Annotated in this window: 13 protein-coding genes; 5 read left to right on the top strand and 8 right to left on the bottom strand. The window is 62.3% G+C overall.

Annotated features, from left to right (window positions below; all coding sequences use genetic code 11):
* The first annotated feature begins 155 nt into the window (after nucleotides 1-155).
* The gene (locus GDV60_RS15380; RefSeq protein ID WP_029293728.1) at nucleotides 156-1,718 is read left to right on the top strand and encodes a TerC family protein; all 1,563 of its coding nucleotides are present in this window, start codon (nucleotides 156-158) and stop codon (nucleotides 1,716-1,718) included.
* On the opposite strand, the gene GDV60_RS15375 is transcribed toward GDV60_RS15380, so the two are convergent.
* Nucleotides 1,715-2,077: a co-chaperone YbbN gene (locus tag GDV60_RS15375; RefSeq protein ID WP_029293730.1), complete on the bottom strand. Its 363-nt coding sequence runs from the start codon at nucleotides 2,075-2,077 to the stop codon at nucleotides 1,715-1,717. The genes GDV60_RS15380 and GDV60_RS15375 overlap by 4 nt on opposite strands.
* A gap of 350 nt (nucleotides 2,078-2,427) precedes the next feature.
* Between GDV60_RS15375 and GDV60_RS15370 the strand changes: the two genes are divergently transcribed.
* The 4 genes from GDV60_RS15370 to GDV60_RS15355 all read left to right on the top strand — a co-directional run bounded on the left by GDV60_RS15370 (nucleotide 2,428) and on the right by GDV60_RS15355 (nucleotide 6,043).
* Complete coding sequence (locus GDV60_RS15370; protein ID WP_159907993.1) at nucleotides 2,428-2,817, top strand: RidA family protein; 390 nt, start codon at nucleotides 2,428-2,430, stop codon at nucleotides 2,815-2,817.
* Nucleotides 2,818-2,996: 179 nt separating this feature from the next.
* A complete protein-coding gene (locus GDV60_RS15365; protein ID WP_104912573.1) occupies nucleotides 2,997-3,761 on the top strand; it encodes an IclR family transcriptional regulator in 765 nt (254 codons plus the stop codon).
* A 17-nt stretch (nucleotides 3,762-3,778) separates the two neighbouring features.
* Complete coding sequence (locus tag GDV60_RS15360; protein WP_159907991.1) at nucleotides 3,779-4,987, top strand: amino acid deaminase; 1,209 nt, start codon at nucleotides 3,779-3,781, stop codon at nucleotides 4,985-4,987.
* 138 nt (nucleotides 4,988-5,125) lie between these two features.
* Nucleotides 5,126-6,043 carry a sugar kinase gene (locus GDV60_RS15355; RefSeq protein ID WP_159907989.1) on the top strand — a complete coding sequence of 306 codons (918 nt, stop codon included), beginning with the start codon at nucleotides 5,126-5,128 and terminating at the stop codon, nucleotides 6,041-6,043.
* Between the two features lie 168 nt (nucleotides 6,044-6,211).
* Here GDV60_RS15355 and GDV60_RS15350 read toward each other — a convergent pair whose 3' ends face one another.
* From GDV60_RS15350 to GDV60_RS15320, 7 genes are all read right to left on the bottom strand, one after another.
* Nucleotides 6,212-6,487, bottom strand: coding sequence for a peptidylprolyl isomerase (locus tag GDV60_RS15350; protein WP_029293742.1), 276 nt, complete (start codon nucleotides 6,485-6,487; stop codon nucleotides 6,212-6,214).
* 41 nt (nucleotides 6,488-6,528) lie between these two features.
* Nucleotides 6,529-9,078 carry a PAS domain-containing protein gene (locus GDV60_RS15345; protein ID WP_029293744.1) on the bottom strand — a complete coding sequence of 850 codons (2,550 nt, stop codon included), beginning with the start codon at nucleotides 9,076-9,078 and terminating at the stop codon, nucleotides 6,529-6,531.
* Between the two features lie 144 nt (nucleotides 9,079-9,222).
* Nucleotides 9,223-11,175, bottom strand: coding sequence for an acetoacetate--CoA ligase (locus GDV60_RS15340; protein ID WP_159907987.1), 1,953 nt, complete (start codon nucleotides 11,173-11,175; stop codon nucleotides 9,223-9,225).
* Between the two features lie 169 nt (nucleotides 11,176-11,344).
* Nucleotides 11,345-12,118 (bottom strand): 3-hydroxybutyrate dehydrogenase, encoded by a 774-nt coding sequence (locus tag GDV60_RS15335; RefSeq protein ID WP_029293749.1) that lies wholly within the window; start codon nucleotides 12,116-12,118, stop codon nucleotides 11,345-11,347.
* A 7-nt stretch (nucleotides 12,119-12,125) separates the two neighbouring features.
* Nucleotides 12,126-13,517, bottom strand: a complete 1,392-nt coding sequence (locus tag GDV60_RS15330) for a GntP family permease (RefSeq protein ID WP_029293751.1) — start codon at nucleotides 13,515-13,517, stop codon at nucleotides 12,126-12,128.
* Nucleotides 13,518-13,804: 287 nt separating this feature from the next.
* The gene (locus GDV60_RS15325) at nucleotides 13,805-15,211 is read right to left on the bottom strand and encodes a sigma-54-dependent Fis family transcriptional regulator (RefSeq protein ID WP_070996114.1); all 1,407 of its coding nucleotides are present in this window, start codon (nucleotides 15,209-15,211) and stop codon (nucleotides 13,805-13,807) included.
* Nucleotides 15,212-15,350: 139 nt separating this feature from the next.
* A complete protein-coding gene (locus tag GDV60_RS15320) occupies nucleotides 15,351-16,928 on the bottom strand; it encodes an ABC transporter ATP-binding protein (protein ID WP_159907984.1) in 1,578 nt (525 codons plus the stop codon).
* Nucleotide 16,929 lies beyond the last annotated feature (1 nt).

Below are 16,929 nucleotides of genomic sequence, written 5' to 3'. Positions count from 1 at the left end.
CTCGGAGCCTCCCAGTCGTCTTTCCCCAAGACCTCTATTGCCGCCGTTCCCGCTGAAGCATCCCCTATTCAGACTGCTAACCTTTTCCCGGCCATCGGACCGCGTTTTGTTGTGCCCGGCATTCTGAATATCAATAAAGAGACAGAGACTTCTATATGGAATGGTTAGCGGATCCAACGGCCTGGCTCGGCCTGTTGACCTTGATTGTGCTGGAACTGGTACTGGGCATCGACAACCTGGTGTTTATCGCGATCCTGGCAGACAAGCTGCCACCGGAGCAGCGTGACCGTGCGCGGTTGATTGGCTTGTCCCTGGCACTGCTGATGCGCCTGGGCCTGTTGGCAAGTATTTCCTGGTTGGTGACCTTGACCCAGCCGTTGTTCGAGGTGTTCGACAAGAGCTTCTCCGGACGCGACCTGATCATGCTGTTTGGTGGTGTGTTCCTGTTGTTCAAGGCCACCATGGAGTTGCATGAGCGGCTCGAAGGGCATGTCACCGAACGCACCGGCAATGCGGCCTACGCGATGTTCTGGCCGATCGTGGCGCAGATCGTGGTGCTGGACGCGGTGTTCTCCCTCGACGCGGTGATTACTGCGGTCGGCATGGTGGATGAACTGGCGGTGATGATGATCGCGGTGATCGTGTCCATCGGCGTAATGATCGTGGCCAGCAAGCCGCTGACCCGCTTCGTCAATGCGCACCCGACAGTGATCATGCTGTGCCTGGGCTTCTTGATGATGATCGGTTTCGCCCTGACCGCCGAAGGCCTGGGCTTCCATATCCCCAAAGGCTACCTGTACGCGGCCATCGGTTTCTCGATCCTGATCGAGGTGTTCAACCAGATCGCCCGGGCGCGCCGCAAGAAGTCCGCGCAAGGCCTGCGGCCGATTCGTGAGCGCACGGCCCACGCGGTCATGCGTTTGCTGGGTGGCCGCAGCCTGGCGGTGGAAGAGGTGGGTGAGGACGTTACCGACCTGTTGGATGGCGCCGATAACAGCCAAGGCCCGCTGTTCGATCGCCGCGAACGGATCATGATCAGCGGCGTATTGCAGCTGGCCGAACGGCCGATCCGCACCTTGATGACCCCGCGCGCGAATGTGGACTACATCGATCTGGCTGACGATCCGGAGACCATTCGCCTGAAACTGATGCACTCGTCCTACTCGCGCTTGCCGTTGATCCGTAACGGCGCGGTGGATGAGCCCCTGGGCTTCGTGCACAAGAAGGAACTGCTCAAGGAGTACCTGGCCGGCAATGAGCCGAACCTGGAACACCTGGCGCGACGGGCGATCAACCTGCTCGACAGCTTCTCGATCCTCAACGCTCTGGAGCAGATGCGCCAGGAGTCGACGCACATTGCCTTTGTGATCAATGAATTCGGCGATTTCATGGGGGTGTTGAGCATGACCGACATTCTTGAATCCATCGCCGGTGAATTGCCGGATGCCAGTGAAGTAGAAGGCCCGGATATCGTCGAAGAGCAGGGCGGCTACCGCGCCAACGGTGCGTTGAACCTGAACCTGATCCGCCAGCGCACCGGTTTCCAGGCGATGGCCACCGAGGATTACCAGACCCTCGCCGGTCTGGTGATGAGCCTGTTGGATCGCCTACCGGTAGTGGGCGACAGCCTGGAACACGCCGGCTGGCGCCTGACCGTGGCAGCGGTGGAGGAGCGGCGGGTGACGCAGGTGCTGTTGACCCCGCTCGCTGTGGGTTAACGGGGCCTGGCCCTTTTGGTCGGCACGCCACGGGTGTGCCGCGCGAAGGTTTTCTTCAGGGTCTGCTCCTGGGTTTCCCAGGGGCCGAACCCTTTGAGTGTTTCGACCAGCCTGCCGTTTTTCAGTATCAGCAGCGTCGGTGTGCCGGTGACAGCGGGGTGCCGAGGCGTCTGGCTGGTATCGAGCACATAAAGGGCGGCCTGGCGGCGATAGCGGCTGGCCACTTTACTGAACAGTGGCTTGGCCGTTCCGCATGCCGGGCACTGGGGCGATACAAAGAGCATGAACACCGTGCGTTGTGTCTGCAGCGCCCGTCTATACGCATCCGCGTCATCGATCACTGTGTTGATCAGTCCCATGACAGTCTCCTTCTCAGGTCCGTGGCCAAACCCTAAGCCGGGTGGGGCAGGCGGTCTACTGTCAGAATTCACAGGTAGCGCACCCCAATGTGTCGGATCGCAACGGATTGTGGGGCGCGGTAGCAGTGCGCGGGTTGTCGCGGGCGGGGCGTCGGTGGCGTGGCGATTTCTTATGTGCGTGATTTAAAACGACTTTAACGTTTGAATATTTTCCTGGGACTGGCTGTGGCACACTTTCTGCTGTTTATTCCGTTGTTACATACCATATTCCGGTATAGCGGAATAAGCGGCTTCCGCCACGCCTGGCGCAATTCCTGAAAAATATCCGTTTTTAATCAAGGAGCAATTTTATGAGCGTTACTCGTTACGGCGCCGGTAGCACCGCCGGCGGTGGCCAACCCCGGCCATTCGCCCGTGCAGTGGAGGCGGATGGCTGGCTGTACGTGTCGGGGCAGGTGCCGGCGGTGGATGGCGAAATCATCAATGGTGGGATTGTCGAGCAGACCCACCAGACCATGAAGAACGTGGTGGCAATCCTTGAAGAGGCCGGTTATGAGCTTAAAGACGTGGTCCGGGTGGGCGTATGGCTGGAAGACCCACGGGATTTCTGGAGTTTCAACAAGGTCTTCGGCGAATACTTCACCCCCGAACACGCCCCGGCACGGGCCTGTGTGCAGGCAAACATGATGGTTGACTGCAAGGTCGAGATCGATTGCGTGGCCTACAAGAAAAAAGGCTGAATGCCTGATCTAAAGCCCACTCCAATCCAAAGTGGACTGGGTTTGGGTGGGAGCGGGCTTGCTCGCGAAAGCGCTGTGTCAGCCAACAAATCTGGCACTGATACACCGCTTTCGCGAGCAAGCCCGCTCCCACACAAGCGCCGCTCCTACATGGACCTTTTATGCCGATGAAGACTGCCATGACCGAAGACACCATCAAACGCCGGGCCAAAGGCCTCGACCGGGCGTTCGATATCCTCGATTTTCTCAAGGAAGTCGGCCAGCCCCTGCGCCCCAACGATATTGCCAGTGGCATCGGCAGCCCCAAGTCCACGGTCTACGAGTTGGTCGCGTCCCTCCTGGAGCGGCGGATTCTCGAAACCGTGGGCAAGGACGGTCATGTCTACCTGGGCCGCCAACTGTACTTTCTCGGCCAGGCTCACTTGCGCCATTTCGACCTGACCCGTGAGGCCGATCACGCGTTGCAGGAAATTGTCCGCCAAACCCACGAGACCGCGCAGATGTGCCTGCTCAACGGGCGCAAGTACACGGTGGCGCTGATGCGCGAGGGCCAGCGGCATTTCCGGATTTCTTCGGATATCGGTGAGAACGCGCCGATCCCCTGGACCGCCTCCGGGCGCTTGCTGCTGGGGCATTTGAGCGACCAGCAGATCATCGATCTGATCGACCCCGATGACTTCATCCTGCCGGACGGCCAACGCCTGCCCCTGGACACCTTTCTCGGGCAGATCCGCCAGGCCAGCCTCGATGGTTTCTTTTCCTTCGACAGTGTCGCCGACACCTTTACCCACTGCTTTGCCGCGCCGGTGCGCGATGCCCAGGGCATCGCCATTGCGACTCTGTGCATCGTCGCCCCACGGGCCGACGCCCAGAACCATTACAACGACTACCGCCGGGTGCTGATCGACAGCGCCAACAACCTGGCCCGTCGTATCAATGAATAGCCAAACGGAGTAATCCCATGCCGGTCTTCAATGCCGTTGAAAAAGGCGCTGCCGCCAGCGGCGCCCATCTGGTACGCGACGTCAGCTTGCCTGCCCTGGTGCTGCACCGCGCGGCGCTGGAACACAATATTCAGTGGATGCAGGACTTCGTCAGCAAAAGCGGCGCGCAACTGGCGCCCCATGGCAAGACCAGCATGATGCCGGCGCTGTTCCAGCGTCAGTTGGCGCAAGGCGCCTGGGGCATCACCCTGGCCACCGCCGTGCAGACCCGCGCCGCCTATGCCGGTGGTGTGCGCCGGGTATTGATGGCCAACCAATTGGTGGGCGCGCCGAACACGGCGTTGATCGCCGAACTGCTGGCGGACCCAGGCTTTGACTTCCATTGCATGGTCGACCACCCGGACAACGTGGCTGACCTGGGCGCGTTCTTCGCCGCCCGTGGCCTGCGCCTGAACGTGATGATCGAATACGGTGTGGTCGGCGGCCGCTGCGGTTGCCGCAGCGAGCAAGAGGTGCTGGACCTGGCGCGGGCGATCAAGGCCCAACCGGCCCTGGCGCTCACCGGTATCGAAGGCTACGAAGGGGTGATCCACGGCGAGCATGCCATCAGCGGTATCCGCGAGTTTGCCGCGTCTTTGGTGCGCCTGGCGGTGGATATGCAGAACAGCGGTGCCTTTGACCTTGGCCAGCCGATCATCACCGCCTCGGGTTCTGCGTGGTATGACCTGATCGCCGAATCCTTTGCCGCGCAAAATGCCGAGGGGCGCTTCCTCAGCGTGCTGCGCCCCGGCAGCTATGTGGCCCACGACCACGGCATCTACAAGGACGCGCAATGCTGCGTATTGGACCGGCGCAGCGACCTCAGCGAAGGCTTGCGTCCGGCCCTGGAAGTCTGGGCCCATGTGCAGTCATTGCCGGAGCCTGGGTTTGCCGTTATCGCCCTGGGCAAGCGTGACGTGGCCTACGACGCCGGCTTGCCGGTGCCGCTCAAGCGCTACAAGGCCGGCGTGCTGCCGGCGGTGGGCGATGATGTGAGCGGCTGCAAAGTCACGGCGGTGATGGACCAGCATGCGTTCATGAGCGTGGCGGCGGGGGTGGAGTTGCGGATTGGCGACATCATCTCGTTTGGCACATCGCACCCATGCCTGACGTTCGATAAGTGGCAGGTGGGGTGCCTGGTGGATGAGCAGTTGCAGGTGGTCGAGTCGCTGCATACCTGCTTCTAGGCTACGGCCACTGTAGGAGCGAGCTTGCTCGCGAAAATCGTCAACGATAACGCTGGTCGTCTGACACCCCGTGGCGATCTTGCGTTTTTCGCGAGCAAGCTCGCTCCTACAGTGCAGGTGTATTTGGAGAACTGTGAAATGAAGCCAATCCCGCGCATCGCCCTGATCGGCGAATGCATGATCGAACTGCAACACCGCGCCGACGGCAGCCTGCACCAGAGCTTCGGCGGCGACACCCTGAACACCGCCGTCTACCTGCGCCGCGAACTGGGGGCAGACAGCACGGTGGACTACGTCACCGCCCTGGGCGATGACAGCTTCAGCGATGCCATGTGCGCGCAATGGGCCTCCGAAGGCCTTGGCCTGCAGCGAGTCCAGCGCTTGCCGGGCCGTCTGCCGGGGTTGTACTGCATCCAGACCGATGCCAATGGCGAGCGTAAATTCCTCTACTGGCGCAACGAAGCGGCGGTGCGCGATTGCTTCACCACCCCTGGGGCGGAACCGATCCTGGCGGCCCTGCCGGGCTACGATGTGCTGTATTTGAGCGGGATCACCCTCGCGGTGTTGGGTGCAGTCGGGCGTACACGCCTACTGGCCGTGTTGGTCGAAGCCCGTCAACGGGGGGCCAGAGTGGTGTTCGACAACAACTACCGGCCACGTCTTTGGGCCAGTGTCGAAGCCGCCCGCGAGGCTTACCGGCAGGTGCTGGAGCATGTGGATCTGGCCTTGCTGACCGAGGACGACGAACGTGCCTTGTTCGGCTATGCCGACAGCGATCAGGTGTTTGCGGCCTATCCGGGGATTGATGAAGTGGTGCTCAAGCGCGGCGCGGATGACTGCCTGATTCGCCAAAGCGGCCAGCGTTTTGTGGTGCCGGCGGTAGTGGTCGAAAAGGTGGTGGACACCACGGCGGCGGGGGATTCGTTCAGTGCGGCGTATCTGGCCAGCCGGCTCAGGGGCGGTTCGCCGCAAGAGGCGGCCTTGGCTGGGCACCGGCTGGCGAGCCGGGTTATTCAGGTTGCGGGCGCGCTGCTTCCCCTGAACGAGTCGAGCTGATGGGGCTAGTTGTGGCGAGGGGGCTCGTCCCCCGTTGGGCTGCGAAGCAGCCCCAAAACCGGTCACCTCGGTGTTTCTGAAAGGCCGAGGTGAGGCTGACTGGGGCTGCTGCGCAGCCCAGCGGGGGACGAGCCCCCTCGCCACAATGGTTGCTTGCCACTGAGTTCGTCAGTCGCGGTAGAACACCTGCACCAGGTGGTAACCAAACTTGCTCTTGATCGGCCCGTGTACCACCCGCAGGGGTTTCTTGAAAATCACCGCATCGATCACTCCGACCATTTGCCCCGGCCGCACTTCACCGAGGTCGCCGCCGCGCTTGCCGGATGGGCAGGTGGAGAATTTCTTGGCCAGCACATCAAAGGCTTCGCCCTTGGCAATACGCTGCTTGAGCTGTTCGGCTTCCTCGCTGGTCTTCACCAGGATGTGGCGGGCTTGGGCTTTCATCGGGCAGTTACCTTGCAACGGTCGGGCTTGAAGGCGCGGGATTATGCATCAACTTGGCCTTTGACGCCGATCATGCTGCGGATTTTCGTGGCCAACTGGTCGATGGAAAATGGCTTGGCCACCATGTCCATGCCGTCTTCCAGGAAACCCTGGCGTTCGGCGGCGGTTTCGGCGTAGCCGGTCATGAACAACACCTTGAGCTCGGGGCGGTGCTGGCGGGCGATTTCCGCCAGTTGCCGACCGTTCATGCCGGGCAGGCCGACATCGGTCACCAGCAAATCCACCCGCAGATCGGATTCGAGCAACGGCAGCGCCGCTCGCGCATCTGCGGCCTGGTGGGCGGTGTAGCCCAGCTCATCGAGCAGGTTGATCACCAGCATGCGCACCGCCGCATCGTCCTCGACCACCACCACGGCTTCGCCATCGCGCGCCACTGGAGCTTCCATCGGGCTCTGGGGCTGGGGTTTTTCCAGTGCGGTGCCGTGCAGGCGCGGCAGGTACAAGCGCACGCAGGTGCCTCGGCCTGGCTCGCTATGGATCGTGACGTGGCCGCCGGATTGCTGGGCAAAGCCATAAATCATCGACAACCCCAGTCCTGTGCCCTGGCCGATGGGCTTGGTGGTGAAGAACGGGTCGAAGGCCTTGGCCAGGATTTTCGGGGTCATGCCGGCGCCGTTGTCGCATACGCCGAGCATCACGTAGTCGCCGGCCTTGACCGGTTCCAGGGTGGTGATATCGGTGCCGTCGAGGTAGCTGTTGGCTGTCTCGATGCTCAGTTGCCCGCCATCGGGCATGGCGTCGCGGGCGTTGATCACCAGGTTGAGCAGGGCATTTTCCAGTTGGCTGGCGTCGGTGTTCACCGGCCAGATGTCGTTGCCCAGTTTTACCTTGAGGTCGATATGGGCGCCTTTGGTACGCCGGAACAGCTCTTCCAGGGACGCCACCAACTGATTGGGGTCCAGGGGCCGGCGATCCAGCGACTGGCGCCGGGAGAAGGCTAGCAGGCGGTGGGTCAGGGCGGCCGCACGATGGGCCGAGGACACGGCGGCATCGGTGAAACGAGCGATCTCATCGCTGCGCCCGGCAGCGATGTAGCGCTGCATCAGGTCCAGGCTGCCAATGATCCCGGTGAGCATATTGTTGAAGTCGTGGGCGATACCGCCGGTAAGCTGGCCGACCGCTTCCATTTTTTGCGCATGGCGCAACGCATCTTCGGCGCGCTCGCGCTCGAACATCTCGTTTTGCAGGCGCTGGTTGGCCTCGGCCAGGGCCTGGGTGCGCTGGGCCACGCGCTCTTCGAGGTTATCGTTGAGATGGCGCAGGGCCTCTTCGGTGAGTTTGCGCTCGGTCTCATCGATCACAAAGATGTAGAAGCCATTGACCGAGCCATCGGCGCTGAAGCGCGGCAGGTACTTCATCAGTGCGTGCCGGGGCCGGCCATCGCGATGGGGGGAGATGGTGATGAAGCTGCAGGCCTTGCCCTTGAGCGCGGCGGCGATTTTATCGGCGCGCCCGGCATACACTTCGGCGCCGATCACTTCGCGAATGCTCTTGCCATACAGCTCTTGAGGGGTCAGGCCGTACCAGTCGAGGTAGGCGCTGTTGTTCAGGCGAAAGCGTTCTTCGTGGTCGACATAGCCGATCAGCACGGGCATGGCGTTGATGATCAGTTGCAGCTCGGTCTGGCTCTGGCGCAGGGCCTGTTCGGTGTGCTTGCGTTCGGTCAGGTCCAGCGCTGCGCCGAGAAAGCGCACCGGCCGGCCATGATGATCCTTGTAGCAGCGGCCACGGGCAAACACCCAGCGCACCTGGCCGTCGGCCTGGAGCAGGCGATATTCCTCGGCGTACTCGGTGCCATGGGTAATGCAATGCTTGATGCTGCGCGCCACCATGCCACGGTCTTCCGGGTGCACGCCTTGCAGGTAGTCGCTGATGGGCAATTGGTGGGCGTTGAGCGGATCGACCCCGTGCAGCTGGGCAAAATGGCTGTCGGCAATAAAGTTGTCTTCGCTGATATCCCAGTCCCAGGTGCCCACCGCGTCGGTGGCGGCCAGGGCCAGTTGCAAGCGCTGCTCGGTGTTGTGCTGGGCCTTGAGGCTGGCTTCGGAACGTTGCTGCAGCTCCTCGGCCAGTTGCCGGCGTTCGTTGGTTTCAATGGCGGTCACCAGGATCCCGGCAACCCGGCCACGTTCGTCGCGGATCGGGCTGTAGGTCAGGTCCAGCCAGATTTCCGTATCGCGGTGGTTGCGCTGCAGGACAAAACGCTGCTCGCTGAAGGTGCGCACCTGGCCGGTCAATACGGCGCTGTAGATCGGCGCGGTGAAGTGTTGCAGCTCCGGCCAGACCGCGTGTGTCGGCTGGCCGAAAGCCTGGGGGTGTTTGTTGCCGGCCAGCAGGGCAAACCCGTCGTTGTAGATTTGCGTGAGTTCGTCGCCCCACAGCAACAACATTGGCATCGGCGAGTGGATGACAATATCGATTGCCGTGCGCAGGCTTTGCGGCCAGTGGCTGGCATCACCGAGGGGGCTTGTGGCCCAGTCCAGCCGTGCGATCAGGGCCGCGGCCTGGCTGCCGGTGGGTGATCCGTTCATGTAAGTGTCCCGCGCGTAACGCTTGAAGAATGACAGAAGCCGATTATCCCGTGCTGCGGAAACGGCTGACTACCCCTCGAAAAATAGCATGCTTGAGGGGTTTATCTTCAAATGAGTGCATTGATGCTGAAACCTTTCATCTTTTTATCCCAGCTCCGGCCGGTTGCGAAACTGCTCCAGGGCTTCGGGGTTGGCCAGGGCATCGGTGTTTTTCACCGGTTCCCCGTGTACGACGTTTCTTACCGCAAGCTCGACGATCTTGCCGCTGATGGTGCGTGGAATATCACTGACGCCGAGGATTTTTGCCGGCACGTGGCGCGGCGTGGTGTTGGCGCGGATCACCTCGCGGATCTGCTGTTCCAGGGCGGCGTCCAGGTGCTCGCCGTCATTGAGGCGCACAAACAGCACCACGCGCACATCGTCCTGCCAGCGTTGACCGATGGCCAGGCTTTCCAGGACCTGCGGGACTTTTTCTACCTGGCGGTAAATCTCCGCCGTGCCGATGCGTACGCCCCCCGGGTTGAGCACCGCATCCGAACGGCCATGGATCAGCAGGCTGCCATTGGGCCGTTGTTCGGCATAGTCGCCCTGGGCCCACACGCCGGGGAACTGGTTGAAATACGAGGCGCGCAGCTTGTCCCCGTGGGGGTCATTCCATAGGCCGATGGGCATGGCCGGGAAGTGCCGGGTACACACCAGTTCGCCTTTGTCGCCAATCAGCGGCCGGCCCTGGTCGTCCCACACTTCGATCGCCATCGCCAGGCTCTTGCATTGCATCTCGCCGCGCCTTACCGGCAGCACGGGGTTGCCGATCACGAAGCAGGAGACGATATCGGTGCCCCCCGACATCGACGACAGACACAGCTCCTGCTTGATCTCGCGGTACACATAGTCGTAGCTCTGGGGCGAGAGCGGCGAGCCGGTCGAGATCAGGCCCTTGAGGCTGCCCAGGTCGTGGCTGAGGCGTGGTTGCAGGCCGGCCTTTTCCAGGGTGGCGAGGAATTTCGGGCTGGTGCCGAACACGCTGATGCGCTCCTGGTCGATCAGGTCAATCAGACGCTCTGGCCCGGGGTGAAACGGCGAGCCGTCATACAGCACCGCCGTGGCGCCAATGGCCAATACCGAAACCAGCCAGTTCCACATCATCCAGCCGCAGGTGGTGTAGTAGAACAGGCAGTCGTCGCGCGACAGGTCGGCGTGCAGGCCGTGCTCCTTGAGGTGGGTCAGCAGCACGCCGCCGGTGCCGTGGATGATGCACTTGGGCACGCCGGTGGTGCCGCTGGAGTAGAGGATGTACAGCGGATGGTCGAAGGGTACGGCGGCAAACTGCGGTTCGCCGCCTGGGCGGTAGAAGTCCCCCCACAGGGTTACTTCGGCCTGGGTCTGGTAGTCGTCGACACGCGCCTCGGGCCGGGCGTAGGGCACGATGATCAGTTGTTGCAGGGACGGCAGGCGGTCGAGGATTTCATTGAGCTTGGCGCTCTGGTCGATCAGCTTGCCCGCGTAGCGATAACCGGCGCAGGTGATCAGCACCTTGGGTTCGATCTGGCCGAAGCGATCGATCACCCCTTGGGTGCCGAAATCCGGCGAGGAGCAAGACCAGATCGCCCCCAGGCTGGTGGTAGCGAGCATGCCTACCAGGGTTTGCCAGGTATTGGGCATGCACGCCGCCACCCGGTCGCCCACGCCCACGCCGGCCGCTTGCAGGCTGCGCTGCAGGCCGGCGACGTGGCGAGCCAGTTCGGCATAGGTCAATTGTTCGCGCTGACCGTCTTCGCCGATGGCGACTACGGCGGGGTGCTCATCGCGGCGGCGCAGCAGGTGCTCGGCAAAGTTCAGGGTAGCGCCGGGGAACCACTGGGCACTGGGCATCTGCGCGCCTTCCACCAGCACGGTGCTGGGTGGCGTACGGAACTGCACCTCGAAAAACTCGACAATCGCCGCCCAGAAGGCCGGGCGCTGGTCGATGCTCCATTGGTGCAGGGTGGGGTAATCGTTGATCTGCAACGCGTGGCGATCATTGATAAAGCGCCGGAACTGGTCCATCCGGGTGTTGTGGATGCGTTCCGGGCTGGGTTGCCAGAGGATGTCGGACATAGGCTCGTCTCTTGTTCTTGTCGCAGATGTTTGACACTGCAAAGATCCCAAGGTGGGAGCGGGCTTGCTCGCGAAAGCGCTGGTTCAGCAATGAATAGGTTGACTGACACACTGCTTTCGCGAGCAAGCCCGCTCCCACATTTGGATCGGCGTTGTGCGCAGGGTGGGTTTATTGGGCCAGCCAACCGCCATCGATATTCCACGCCGCGCCACGCACCTGGCTGCCGGCCTCGCTGCACAGGAACAGGACCAGTTCGCCCAGTTGCGGTGGGGTCACGAATTCCAATGACGGCTGCTTCTCGGCCAGCAGGTCATGCTGGGCCTGCTGCGGGTCAACGCCTGCGGCGATGCGATCATCGATCTGTTTTTGCACCAGCGGCGTCAGCACCCAGCCGGGGCAGATAGCGTTGCAGGTCACATTGCTGGTGGCGGTTTCCAGGCCCACGACCTTGGTCAGGCCGATCACGCCGTGTTTGGCTGCGACATACGCCGCCTTGCCTACCGAGCCGACCTGGCCGTGTACCGAGGCGATATTGATGATCCGCCCCCAGCCCTTGGCCTTCATGCCCGGCAGGCTCAGGCGCGTGCTGTGGAACACCGATGAAAGGTTGATGGCGATGATCGAATCCCAGCGCTCCACTGGAAAGTCCTCTACCGCCGCCACATGCTGGATGCCCGCGTTGTTGACCAGGATGTCGATACCGCCGAACTCGCGCTCGGCGTAGGCGACCATCTCGGCGATCTGCGCCGGGTCGCTGACATCGGCCGGGTGGTGGCCGACCTTGCCGCCAAAGGCTTGCACCTGGGCGATCACCGCGCTGGCATCGCCGAAACCGTTGAGGATCAGGTTGGCGCCGGCCTTGGCCAGGCTCAGGGCAATGCCCAGGCCGATGCCGCTGGTGGAGCCGGTGACCAGGGCGGTCTTGCCGTTCAATGTCGTCATGAAAACCTCACACAATGCCGGTGGCGTAGAAAGTACCGATCACCACGAACACCGCGAGGGTCTTGATGATCGTGATGCCGAAAATATCCTTGTAGGCTTCGCGGTGGGTCAGCCCGGTGACCGCCAGCAGCGTGATCACCGCGCCATTGTGCGGCAGGGTGTCCATGCCGCCGCTGGCCATGGCTGCGACGCGGTGCAGCACTTCCAGGGGGATATTGGCTGCATGGGCTGCCGAAATAAAGCTCTCGGACATCGCCGCCAGGGCGATGCTCATGCCGCCGGAGGCAGAGCCGGTGATACCGGCCAGCAGGGTCACGGTAATCGCTTCGTTGACCAGCGGGTTGGGGATGCCCTTGAGCCAGTCGGCCAATACCAGGAACCCCGGCAGCGAGGCGATCACGGCACCGAAGCCGTATTCCGACGCGGTGTTCATCGCCGCCAACAGGGCGCCGCTGACGGCGCTCTTACTGCCTTCGGCCAGCTTGCTCTTGATCGCCGAAAAGCCGAACACCAGGACCATGATGATCCCCACCAGCAACGCGGCCTGCACCGCCCAGATGGCGGTGAGCTTGGCGATTTCCGTGGTGACCGGCGCGCTCATGCCCGGCAGCGCGAGGCTGTGGGTCTTGCCATACCACTGTGGGATCCAGTGGGTGAACAGCAGGTTCATCACCCCCACCAGAATCAACGGTGACAAGGCGATCCACGGGTTGGGCAGGCTCAGGTCTTCGGCGGTTTCCGGCTCGTTGCGCAAGTCGGTGCCATAGCCTTCACCGGCACGCTGGGCCTTGTTGCGCTGGCGTGCCAGGTACAGCATGCCGGCGCAGAACACAAAGATCGTGCCGATCAAGCCTAGCCAGGGCGCGGCCCAGGCGGTGGTGTTGAAGAACGTGCTGGGGATGATGTTCTGGATCTGCGGCGTGCCGGGCAAGGCGTCCATGGTGAACGAGAACGCGCCCAGGGCGATGGTCGCCGGGATCAGGCGCTTGGGGATATTGCTCTGGCGGAACATCTCGGCGGCAAACGGGTACACCGCAAACACCACCACGAACAACGACACGCCGCCGTAAGTCAGCAGGGCGCAGACCAGCACGATCACCAGCATTGCCTGGCGGGTGCCGAGCAAGCGGATGGCCGCTGCCACGATCGAGCGCGAAAAGCCCGACAGCTCGATCAACTTGCCGAACACCGCGCCGAGCAGGAACACCGGGAAATACAGTTTGATAAAACCGACCATTTTTTCCATGAACACCCCGGTAAACGCAGGGGCGACGGCGGAAGGGTCGGTGAGCAGGACGGCGCCGAGGGCGGCGATGGGGGCAAACAGGATGACGCTGTAGCCACGGTAGGCAGCCAGCATCAGCAGCGCAAGCGCCGCCAGGGCAATGATCACACTCATGGTGTGTCTCCATCGGATTGTTATTGTTGTGGGGTAAAGCTGTAGGAAGGGGCTATAGCGGGAATTGTGCCAAGTTCGTAACTAATTGATATATATGGATATTTAAAGATTTTTGTGATTGATTTTCGAGTCTTGTCTCTATATCAAGACAAACGACGTTCCAATGTGGGAGCGGGCTTGCTCGCGAAAGCGGTGTGTCAGCCAATGATTTTGTTGCTGATAGGCCGCTTTCGCGAGCAAGCCCGCTCCCACAATGGGATTGTCTTTTGTTTGAGATGCATGTCTCTTTATTGAGATTGGGCGATGCCCAGCGCCACCATTTTCTTGTACAGCGTCGAGCGCCCCAGCCCCAGCCGCTTGGCCGCCTCCACCACATTACCCTCGCACTGGCGCAATGCTGCAGCGATCAACTGCCGGTCAAAGCGCTCCCGCGCCATGCTGAAGGTTTCGACTTCAACGGGTGCCACGGCATCGCGTTCCACCGGGCTGAACGTACCGATTGCTGCGCGAATCTCCCGCGCATCCAGCACCAGATCATCACTGAGCAAGGCGGCCCGCTCCAGCACGTTGCGCAATTCGCGGATGTTCCCCGGCCAGGCATGCTGGGCCAGCAGCGCCAGGGCTTCGCGGTCCAGTTCATGCTGGCTGCGCAGTTCTTCAAGGATCGCCTCACTCAACGCCGGGATATCATCCAGGCGTTCGCGCAGGGGCGGGACCTGGATCGGCAGCACGTTGAGGCGGTAATACAAGTCGGCGCGAAATTCGCCGCGCTTGATCGCGGCTTCCAGGTCGGTGGAGGTCGCGGCGATCACGCGCACGTCGCTGTGGATCATCTCGTTGGAGCCCACCGGCTCAAACTCTTTTTCCTGCAACACCCGCAGCAGTTTGCTTTGCAGGGGCAAGGGCATGTCGCCGATTTCATCGAGAAACAACGTCCCGCCCTGGGCGATTTGCAGTTTGCCGGGGCGGCCCTTGCGGTCGGCCCCGGTAAATGCGCCGGGTGCGGTGCCGAAGAACTCGGCTTCCAATAGGTCGTGGGGGATGGCGGCGCTGTTGATGCTGACAAAGGCTTTATTGGCGCGTGGCGAGGCACCATGGATGGCCTGGGCCAGCAGCTCCTTACCGGTGCCGGTCTCGCCCAGCAGCAACACCGGTGACTCGGCGCTCGCACTGCGCCTAGCGCGGCGCTTGACTTCCAGGCTGGCGGCGCTGGTGCCGATAAAGTGCGCAAAGTTGTATTTGCTCTGGCGTGAGCGCAGCAGCGAACGGGTCGAGGCCAGTTCCTGTTGCATGCTCAGGTAGCGCTCGATCATCGGCGAGAGGTTGCGTAACTCATCGAACAGGGCAAAGCCGATGGCGCCGATCACCTTGCCGGCATCGTCGTGGATCGGCAGGCGCATCACCACCAGCGGGCCTTTGGGCGTGTCCTGGATATCCAGGAGGATCGGTTGGTCACTGCGTACCACCTGGCGCAGCAGGCTGTTGGAAATGACCTGTTCGCAGGGTTGGCCGATGGCTTGGTCAGCGCTTTTCAGGCCAAAGCGCTTGGCGTAGCGCTCGTTCATCCACACGATATTGGCGTCGCGGTCGACAATCACAGTGCCTTCGCTGGACTGCTCGATGATTTCGAACAGGGACTGGATCGCCAGGCCGCGAACGTGCTGGTAGTCCTTGAGGCTTTCGCTGGTGTTCATGCTGGCGCCGCCAATAAAAAGGTGAATAGGATCACGCCGCCCCTTGTAGGCGCGAGCTTGCTCGCGAAAAACCTGAGGACGCCTCGGGGTGGCAGGCTTTTCGCGTTATCGTTAACGATCTTCGCGAGCAAGCTCGCTCCTACAAGGGCAGTTGTGTGGCTGCGAGCAGTTCTTGGGTGTAGGGATGTTGTGGTGAGTCGAACACCTCAGCGCTCGGGCCGCGTTCGACCACCTTGCCGTCCTTGATCACGATCATATCGTGGGCCATGGCCCGCACCACGGCCAGGTCATGGCTGATAAACAGGTAGGTCAGGCCGTACTTTTCCTGCAGTTCACGCAGCAGCGTCACGACTTGTTTTTGCACGGTGCGGTCCAGGGCCGAGGTGGGCTCGTCCAGCAGCATCAAGGCCGGGCGCAGTACCAGCGCGCGGGCAATGGCGATGCGCTGGCGCTGGCCACCGGAAAATTCGTGGGGGTACCGATAGCGGCTGGCCGGGTCGAGGCCCACATCCTGCAGCACCTTGATCACCTGCGCGTCACGCTCCTGCAGGCTGCAGGGTGCGTGTACCTCCAAGCCTTCGCTGATGATCTGGTGCACAGACATGCGCGGGCTGAGGCTGCCGTAGGGGTCCTGGAATACCACCTGCATCTGCTTGCGCCAGGGCCGCATCTGCTTCTGGCTCAGGCCATCGAGGGCCTCGCCCTGGAAGCGGATGCTGCCGCTGGAGTCCAGCAGGCGCAGGATCGCCTGGCCCAGGGTGGACTTGCCGGAGCCAGACTCGCCGACGATGCCCAAGGTCTTGCCCCGTTGCAGGTCCAGGCTGATGCCGTCCACCGCCTGCAGGTACTGCTTGCGTTGGAACAGCCCGCCACCGATGGGGAAGCGCACACTCAAGCTGTCGACCTGCAGGACATTTTCGCGTTCGTCCTGGCCCAGCGCCGTGCCGACCGGTTCGGCATCCAGCAACAGGCGGCTGTAGGGGTGTTGTGGGGCACTGAACAGGGTTTGGCAGTCGGCCTGCTCGACAATTTCCCCGGCCTGCATCACGCACACGCGCTGGGCAATGCTGCGCACCAGGTTGAGGTCATGGCTGATCAACAGCAAGGACATGCCCAGGCGTTGCTGCAAGGATTTGAGCAACTGCAGGATCTTGCGCTGCACCGTCACATCCAGCGCGGTGGTTGGTTCGTCGGCGATCAGCAATTCCGGCTCGCACGCCAGGGCCATGGCAATCATCACCCGCTGGCGCTGCCCGCCCGACAACTGATGGGGGTAGGACTTGAGGCGCTCCTGGGGGTTACGGATGCCCACCAGGTCCAGCAGTTCGAGGATACGAGCCTGGGCCGCCTTGCCGGCGAGGCCCTTGTGCAGCAGCAGGGTTTCGCCGATCTGCTTTTGGATGCTGTGCAGGGGGTTGAGGGAGGTCATCGGCTCCTGGAAGATCATCGCGATGCGGTTGCCGCGCAGTTTTTGCAGGGTGCTGGGCCCGGCGCCGATCAACTCTTGACCACGGTAACGCACCGAGCCGCTGCTCGCGGTACCGGCCTGGGGCAGCAATTGCAGGATCGAATGGGCGGTCACCGACTTGCCCGAACCGGATTCGCCCACCAGCGCCAGGCACTCGCCGGGGCGGATATCCAGGGACAGATTGCGCACCACGGTCTGGCCGCTGAAGGCGACGCACAGGTTGCGGATCTCGATCAGGTTGTCGCTCATA

The organism is Pseudomonas sp. DTU12.1 (assembly GCF_009873475.1).
Classification (GTDB): domain Bacteria; phylum Pseudomonadota; class Gammaproteobacteria; order Pseudomonadales; family Pseudomonadaceae; genus Aquipseudomonas; species Aquipseudomonas proteolytica.
Note: the sequence above shows the minus strand (reverse complement) of the source record. Positions and strands in the feature narration are given on the sequence as shown.